3 protein-coding genes are annotated in these 7793 nt (G+C 65.6%); 2 read left to right on the top strand and 1 reads right to left on the bottom strand.

The window, feature by feature from the left end:
* The coding region (locus tag RWP81_RS12170; RefSeq protein ID WP_314456454.1) for a LamG domain-containing protein at positions 1-1096 on the bottom strand (1096 nt) is incomplete at its 3' end.
* 749 nt (positions 1097-1845) lie between these two features.
* Here RWP81_RS12170 and RWP81_RS12165 point away from each other — a divergent pair.
* Together RWP81_RS12165 and RWP81_RS12160 are read left to right on the top strand one after the other, a co-directional pair.
* Positions 1846-4014 (top strand): RICIN domain-containing protein, encoded by a 2169-nt coding sequence (locus tag RWP81_RS12165; protein WP_314456453.1) that lies wholly within the window; start codon positions 1846-1848, stop codon positions 4012-4014.
* A 345-nt stretch (positions 4015-4359) separates the two neighbouring features.
* Positions 4360-7278, top strand: coding sequence for an immunoglobulin-like domain-containing protein (locus RWP81_RS12160; RefSeq protein WP_314456452.1), 2919 nt, complete (start codon positions 4360-4362; stop codon positions 7276-7278).
* The last annotated feature ends 515 nt before the right edge of the window (positions 7279-7793 follow it).

The following is a 7793-nucleotide window of genomic DNA, read 5'->3' as shown; positions in this document are numbered from 1 at the left end:
CGGGGTCGTCGCCGCGCGAGACGTCGAGGTAGATCTTCTCGGCGTAGCCGTTGGCGTCTTCGATGAAGTGCACCATGGCGTACCCGAACGCGTCATCCGCGGTACGGGCGGGCTGGATCGTCGCGGTCACGGCCCGCGAGGCGGCCACGCCGCGAACCGTGGCGGTCGCCGTCAGCGTGGTCGTCCGCGCGGCGGAGCCGGCAGCGGGCAGGGTCGTCGTCAGGGTCTTCCCGTCGGCGGCGACCGTGGAACCGGACTCGGTTGCGGCCCAGCTCACGCGGCCCCCGTAGGTCGGGAGGGTCGTCGTGCTCTCGTCGACGGATACCGGAGCCACGGCATCCACCACGGCCTGCGCGGCCTGACGGTGGGCGTCGGCGTGGATCGTGGCATCCGTCGTCGAGACCTGTGCGACCTCGGTGGCCGACAGGGCCCGGTCGTACACGCGGAAGGTGGACACCTCGCCCTTGTACATGGGGTCGGGGTACGGCGCGCGACCGATCGCGTTCAGGGTCTGATCGGTGATGTCGGCGGGCGAGAGGGTGGTGGGGGTGGATGCCACCTGCACACCGTCGACGAAGAAGGTGAGGCGCCCGGCGGCCCCGTCGATGACGGACGTGAGGCTGTACCAGCGGTCGGCCGACAACGCGGAACCGGATCGGGCGTTGACCTCGCCGCCACCACCGTTCGTGGTGAGGACGGTGCGCGGGTTGTCGCGGACCGACGAGAAGTACGACCGCGTCGGGGAGTCGCTGCCGATGTTCCAGAGGAAGTTCCAGTTGTTCTTCATCGAGGCGTCGAGCTTGGTCTCGATGGTCACCGTCGCCGATCGCGCGCCGGCGAGGGCGTCATTCGGCAGCCGGACCCAGCTGGCGGTCGGACTGGTCTTCGCGCCACCGGTGAAGACGAGCGATGACCCGGTCCACAGCGAGTCCGTGCCGTTCACGACGGTCGCGGCGCCCAGCGTGGTCGGCGCGCTGTTGGGCACGCTGGCGCCCGCGGTCTCGTCGAAGACGTACTCCGCGCGTAGACCCGCCGCGGGGATCGCGGTCTCTGCCGAGGCGGACAGCGCCGGACCAGAGACGAAGCCACCAGCCATCAGCGAAGCGGCGACAGCAACAGCAAGCACAATCTTTCTGCGCCGGCGCGGTACCACCCTCAGAGATTCGAAACGGCCGGTCGAATTTTGGGTCGTCATTCTAGCTCCCTCGCCAGTACGATCGCTGCGTCAGTGACGCGAACGTAAGGATGTTACCGCTATCTACTCCAGGGGACAACATCGGCTACGTTGGCTCGTCGAACATGAGCGCCGACAGACGAGCGCGAACGCGGAAGGTGGCTGCCTTCACACTGAAACGTAAGCCATTGTTGAGACGGGTCGTCAGAGACCGCCGGGCGAGGGACAACCTGAAGGGGCCACACCCTCAACAGCTTCCGGCGGAGGCGGTGCGCAGCTGACAGCGAACGCGGATCAAGTCCGCGATCACCCCTTCCGTTCAACTTGTGGGTGGACCACGTACCACCAGAGCGCTAAAGTGAGCGGTAACACTCGTCCCTGAGATCGTTGTTCGCAGTAGCGCTGCAACGATGCCGCAGACATGACTGTTGAGGAGTTTCGCTCAGGGTCTCACGAAGGCCGTCTGTGCAGGCACCCGCTAACCCCGTATTTCCGGAGCTTAAGCACCGAATCTGGTCGGTCGCCAGCCGCGAATTTCGCACCGTAAGTTATATCCGCCTCGACTCGTAACCGGAGAAACAATGTCGTATCCCCACATCTCGCCAATTCTGCATGTAAAGCAACGGTCTCAACAAAAATCGACCACGCTTACGAGCCGACTCAGTACAATTATGTACATTCTACTAGCGGTGGTGCTTCTCTTGCCGCTCGCAGCAACGCCCGCTCAGGCAATCGGCGAGTCAACATTTACCAATCCTATAGCGCCAGATACTGCCGACCCGACGATCGAATTCTATGACGGCAACTACTACATGGTTGCCACCACATGGGACAATCGAGTGGTGATGCGCAAGGCGCCGACATTAGAAGGCCTGGGCACAACGAAACCGGTTGTGGTGTACTCCGACACAAATGTCGGACGTGACAATGTAATGTGGGCTCCAGAGTTGAAGCGCCTTAACGGTCCCAATGGTTGGCGTTGGTACCTCATGTACACCATGAGCGGCGTCGGCACCGAACAAAACCTTCAGGTCATCGAAAGTGCCGCCGACGACCCGATGGGTCCCTATACGTGGAAGGGGCGACCGCTGGCGACGACGCAGTGGAACATCGATGGCTCCTACATGGAATTGAACGGCGAACTGTTCATGGTGTGGTCTATGTTTACCCCCGAGCCAAATCGCTTGCAGTCGAATTTCATCTCGCGGATGACTAACCCGTGGACCGCAGTCGGACCCATGAATATCCTTTCGCAGCCCGTGGAGCAATGGGAAACAATTGGCGGCGCCGTTAATGAAGGCCCGATTGCTCTACAAAAAAATGGAAAAACGTGGATAACTTACTCCGCGAGCGGCTGTTGGACTCCGGATTATCAGCTGGGAACCTTAGAGTACGTGGGAGCGCCTGCGGACCCTGCGATTTCATCCTCCTGGGTCAAGAGCGCGGGGCCTGTCTTCTCGAAGGCGAACGGTGCTTTTGGAACGGGACACAACGACTTCTTCAACTCCCCCGACGGGTCTGAAACCTGGAACCTGTACCACGCGAACGACAAGTCGACTGATGACTGTGGGCGTGTGCGTTCCGCGCGTGCGCAAATCGTGAACTGGACTGCGGCGGGCGAGCCGGACTTCGGCGTCCCGCAGGCCACCACCACGGCCCTCAAAGTTCCGAGCGGCGAGAATGCGCCCATCACTGCACGTGTAGAGGGAGCATCGTGGACGATTAAGAACAGATCTTCCGGTCTCTGCGCAACGGTCTCGGCCACAGAGGCCGGGGATGGTGCTGCAATTGTCCAAGGTTCCTGCGACGCACCGCGTGCGCAGTGGAAGTTGGACACCACCGGCGACAACTTCCTGCGACTAGTTAACGCCAGTAGCGGCAAGTCTCTACGCCCCAGCGACTGCGCGTCTGCCGATGGCACCCCGCTCCAGCAGGCAGCGTGGCAGACCACCAGCTGTCAGCAGTGGTCCCTCACGAACCGAACGGAGGGCTACTCAACCCTGACAAACCGCACAACCGGCAAGGCCTTGGATAGCGGCTTGGGCACGTCGGGTGCGGGAATCAGTATCAAAACGGCAAATGCAAGTTCCGCCCAAGATTGGGTGGTTCTCCCGTCTGGCCCAGTATCCGTGGGCTCCGTCGCGTCAGGCAAGGTTTTCGATCTTCCGTCCTGCTCTACCGCTGACGGAGCCGTTCTACAGCAGCACGAGTTCGTTGGCTCACCGTGTCAGCGCGTCACCTTCGTAAATGCAACGGGCTCAAGCGCAGAGATGCACCCCGCATCCGCGTCGGACAAATGTCTCAGTGTTGCTGGAGGCTCCACGGCTGACGCGGCCCCTGTAACGCAGGGAGTTTGCGGCGTCACCGGTAGCGCGTGGCGAGTCCTGCCGAAGAATGATGGCACGGTGGAGTTCCGCGCAGTACACAGCGGCAAGGCTCTGGATCTGTCATATTGCTCGACTGCTGACAACGCCCGCCTCGCGCAGTACACCGCTTTTGGCAACGATTGCCAGTCATTCCGCATCATGACTGGCGCTGCCGACCCTCTGGCAACACTTACGCTGCAGCCGAGCCTCGTGAGCCGGTGCATCGCCGGCAAAGTCACCGTGATCGCGTCTGTCAAGAATGCCGACGACGCGCCTGCCGACATCACAATCACCACGGCGTACGGGTCGAAGACAGTGAAGAATGTCGGGGGGGGCAAATCTACTTCGGCAACGTTTGCTACGCGTCAGCCCGCCATTGCTGCTGGCACGGCATCCTTCTCCGGCGCAGTCACGGATGACGCGGCGCGAACGAATGAGAGTGCAGCTGCGGTCCCAGCCGCCTCCTGCAGTTGAATGAAGGGCGAGGTGGTCTTGTGGGGCCACCTCGCCCTTCATCCTCGTTCGATGGGGCCTCGATTGGTATGCGGACGTGGGGCACCCTCTTCATTTCGGTCTGGCGTACGTCGCGGATGCGATGAGGGGTCCGATCGACAAGAGCCTGCAATTTTGCTTCCCCGCGCTTGACTATGCGACATGCCGGTCTTACCGTGAGATGACCGGGTGTTCCCGGTAACATCACAGCCCCTCGACCGCCCCGCGGTCACCCGAAGACCGCGATGACGCGTGTTCCGGCGCCCCCGACGTCGCCGTCCGGGCCGGATGCGCATCGCGTCGCCCCAAGAGCAAGGACACCCGCCCATGCGCACGCGCACACGTTCACCCCAGTGGAGGAAGGGCCTGGCCGTCACCGCCGCGCTGACTCTCTCGATGACCGGATTGGGTGCCACCGCGACGGCCGCCCACGCGGCCACGGGGCCGCAGCCCCTCATTCATTACTCGTTCGACGAGACGGGCGGCGCCGCCGTCGCGGACTCGAGCGGAAACGGCTACACCGCCACCGTCCGCCAGAATGGCGGTGACATCGCCGGCGGCGCCCTGTCTCTGCCCGGCGGTTCGGCCGGCACCGCGGCCTACCTCGACATCCCCACCGCGGGCCTCGTCGGCAAAAAGGACCTCACCATCTCGACGTGGCTCTCGCCTCGATCGGGCAACGGCAACGTCGCCGCCGCCTTCATCGGCGCCCCCGTCGCCTCCGGTGCGTCGTTCTCGTCGGGGTACTGGCTGCTGAACCCCGCCAACCCCAGCGGCTACGTAAAGTCGGTCGTCACCAACACGGTCAACGCGGGCGCTCCGTGGGGCACCGAAGTCGGCCCCGGGGCCACGAACACCGGTGCGCGCACCCCTGCCGGGTTGAGTCTCTACACGACGGTGATCAGCGGAACCACCGGCCAGCTGAGCGTCTACATCAACGGCACGCGTATCGCGCAGAACGCCATCGCCCGCGATGTCTCCTCCTTCGGATCGTCGCTCGTGTCGTACCTGGGCCGTTCGACCTACCCCGACGCCGGGTGGAGCGGTCTCGTCGACGACTACGCCGTGTACTCCTCTGCTCTGAGCGAGACCGACGTGAAGGCGCTGTACAACTCGCAGGCTCTCGACCGCGCCGTCGCCGGTGTGAGCGTGCCGTCCACGGCCCTCACCGACTTCACGGTCCCCACCACCAGCGCAGGCGCGACCGTCAGCTGGGCATCCGACAACGCCGCCGTCGCCTTCACCGGCGGCGCGGCGAAGGTCACGCGCCCGACCGCCGGCTCCGGTGACGCCTCCGTGACCCTCACCGCCACCTTCACCGTCGGCACCGAGACGCGCACGCAGACCTACGCCGTGACGGTCCCGCAGCAGATCGCCGACTCCGAGAAGGTCTCGCGCGATCTCGCCGCGATCTCCGTCCGCAACCTCGACAACGTCCGCGGCAACTTCTCGGTGCCCACCACCGGCGCCGAGGGTTCGACCATCTCGTGGTCGGTCGCTGCGGCAGGGGCGGCCAACGCCGAACTGCGTGCGGGCGTCCGCGACAACTCCCGCACGGTCGAGGTCAAGCGTCCGGCCGCGGGCTCTCCCGCCGTCGACGTGCAGCTCACCGCCACCGCCACCAACGGCGGTGCGACCTCGAGCCGGAGTTTCACCGCCCGCATCCAGCCCATGCCGGGTGGATCGCAGGAGACCGAGGCGTACTTCTGGACCTTCTTCACCGGTGAGGGCGACGGCGCCGAGCGCGTCAGCATTGCCGCTTCGAAGGGCAACGACGCGCTGACCTGGAACACCCTCAACCAGGGCAAGCCCATCTTCACCTCGACCGTCGGCACCGAGGGTCTTCGCGACCCGTTCATCATCCGGGCACCCCACGGCGACAAGTTCTACATGATCGCCACCGACCTCAAGGTCGAGGGCCTCGCCGGCGGCTTCACCACCGCGCAGATCTCCGGCTCGAAGTACATCGAGGTCTGGGAATCCGACGACCTGGTGACCTGGTCTGAGCAGCGTCACGTGAAGGTGTCGTCAGACTTCGCCGGCAACACCTGGGCGCCCGAGGCGTACTGGGACGAAGAGCTCGACACGTTCGTGGTCTTCTGGGCGTCGAACCTCTACCCGACCACCAACGTGGACGACCGCACCGGGGTGACCTACAACCGCATGATGTACGCCACCACCGACGACTTCGTCACGTTCTCGGACGCGAAGGTCTGGAGCGATGTGCGTCGCGGCAACGGTCTCGGCCTGATCGACTCGACCGTGGCGAAGAAGGACGGCGTTTACCACCGCTTCACCAAGGACGAGGCGAGCATGACGATCCGCCACGAGAAGTCCACCGACCTGCTCGCGACCATCTCGGGAACGCTCCCGGGCACGACGGGCCCGGCGAACCAGTGGACCCTCGTCGAGGAGCGCGTCGCGAGCGGCCTGCCCAACGGGGAGCCCAATGGCACCTTCGCTGAAGGTGAGGGTGCGAACATCTTCGCAGCCAACGAGGGCGACGTGAACAACCTCGACTGGTTCCTCTTCATCGACCAGCCGAACTACCACGGCGGACCCAACCACTACGTGCCGTTCGGCACGAACAACCTCGACCGCGCCGGCAGCTGGCAGGCGCTCGGCAGCAAGCTCCGCCAGGGCCTGCCGCAGAACGCCGACGGCGGCAAGCCGCGCCACGGCACCGTCATCCCCGTCACGCGCGCCGAGTACCAGAAGGTGCTCGAGGCGTATGCGCCGAACATCGCGGTGAAGACCGTGGATGCCATCGACGTCTCCACCGACGCCGGCACGGCGCCCATCCTGCCCCAGGCACGCCTGACCAAGGCCGACGGTTCGGTGCAGACGGTCGACGTGAAGTGGGACGCGGTGGATGCCGCGAAGTACGCCGCCGCGGGCACCTTCACGGTGTCGGGCGTCGCACAGGACGACTCGCGCATGCCGGTCGATGCCACCGTCACCGTCCGCTCCCTCGTGAAGGTGCAGTTCTCGGCCGAGGCGCGCTGCGTCGCCGGCAAGGTGCAGCTCGTTCTCAAGGCCGTCAACAACGGTGACACGGCGGCCACGCTGGCGATGTCGTCGACCTACGGTTCGAAGAACGCGACGGTCGCCGCGGGCGCCACCACGTCGGCCGTCTTCGCCACCCGCTCGGCGTCGGTCACCGCCGGCGAGGCGCAGGTGGCCGTGACCCAGGGATCGGCGACGGGGACGGTCACGGCCGCCTACGCCGCGAGGTCCTGCAGCTGACCCCCCGCACCGTCCCCCTCGGGTGACGGTGAAGGCCCCGGTGGATACCCCCTCCACCGGGGCCTCTGTCGTCGTCCGGCGATATCGGCCGGTTTCCCGCTCCCCTCCGCGCGGTGGCTGGCGCAGCACGACGCCTCCTCCCGCGTCTGGGGCACGTTCTGCGCTGTGGGGCGAGCGATGTCCGCCCCGAAGCGCGAACCCCGCCCCGAACCCGGACACCCGCCGCCTTCGAGTCGCCGCCCCCGGCGACCGGGGCGTCCGCTCGACCGGAAGCCGCAACGTCGGTGAGACGGCATCCACCCGACGAGGCGGCGGCAACCTGCACCGGACATGTCGACGAGAAGCAGTCTGAGCGCACCGACGGCCGGACCGGTCGCGGCATGAGCCTGCCGTTCGGCTGCTCCTCGGACGCGCACGCGCCCGAGACGGACGCGCCTGACGCCAACGCCGGAACGCAGATGTGCCCCGGACTCTTCGGCGGCCCACCGCCACCTCGAGTCCGGGGCACTTTCCGT

It is taken from the genome of uncultured Microbacterium sp., assembly GCF_963521695.1.
GTDB lineage: Bacteria > Actinomycetota > Actinomycetes > Actinomycetales > Microbacteriaceae > Microbacterium.
This window is presented reverse-complemented; position numbering and strand designations above follow the sequence as displayed.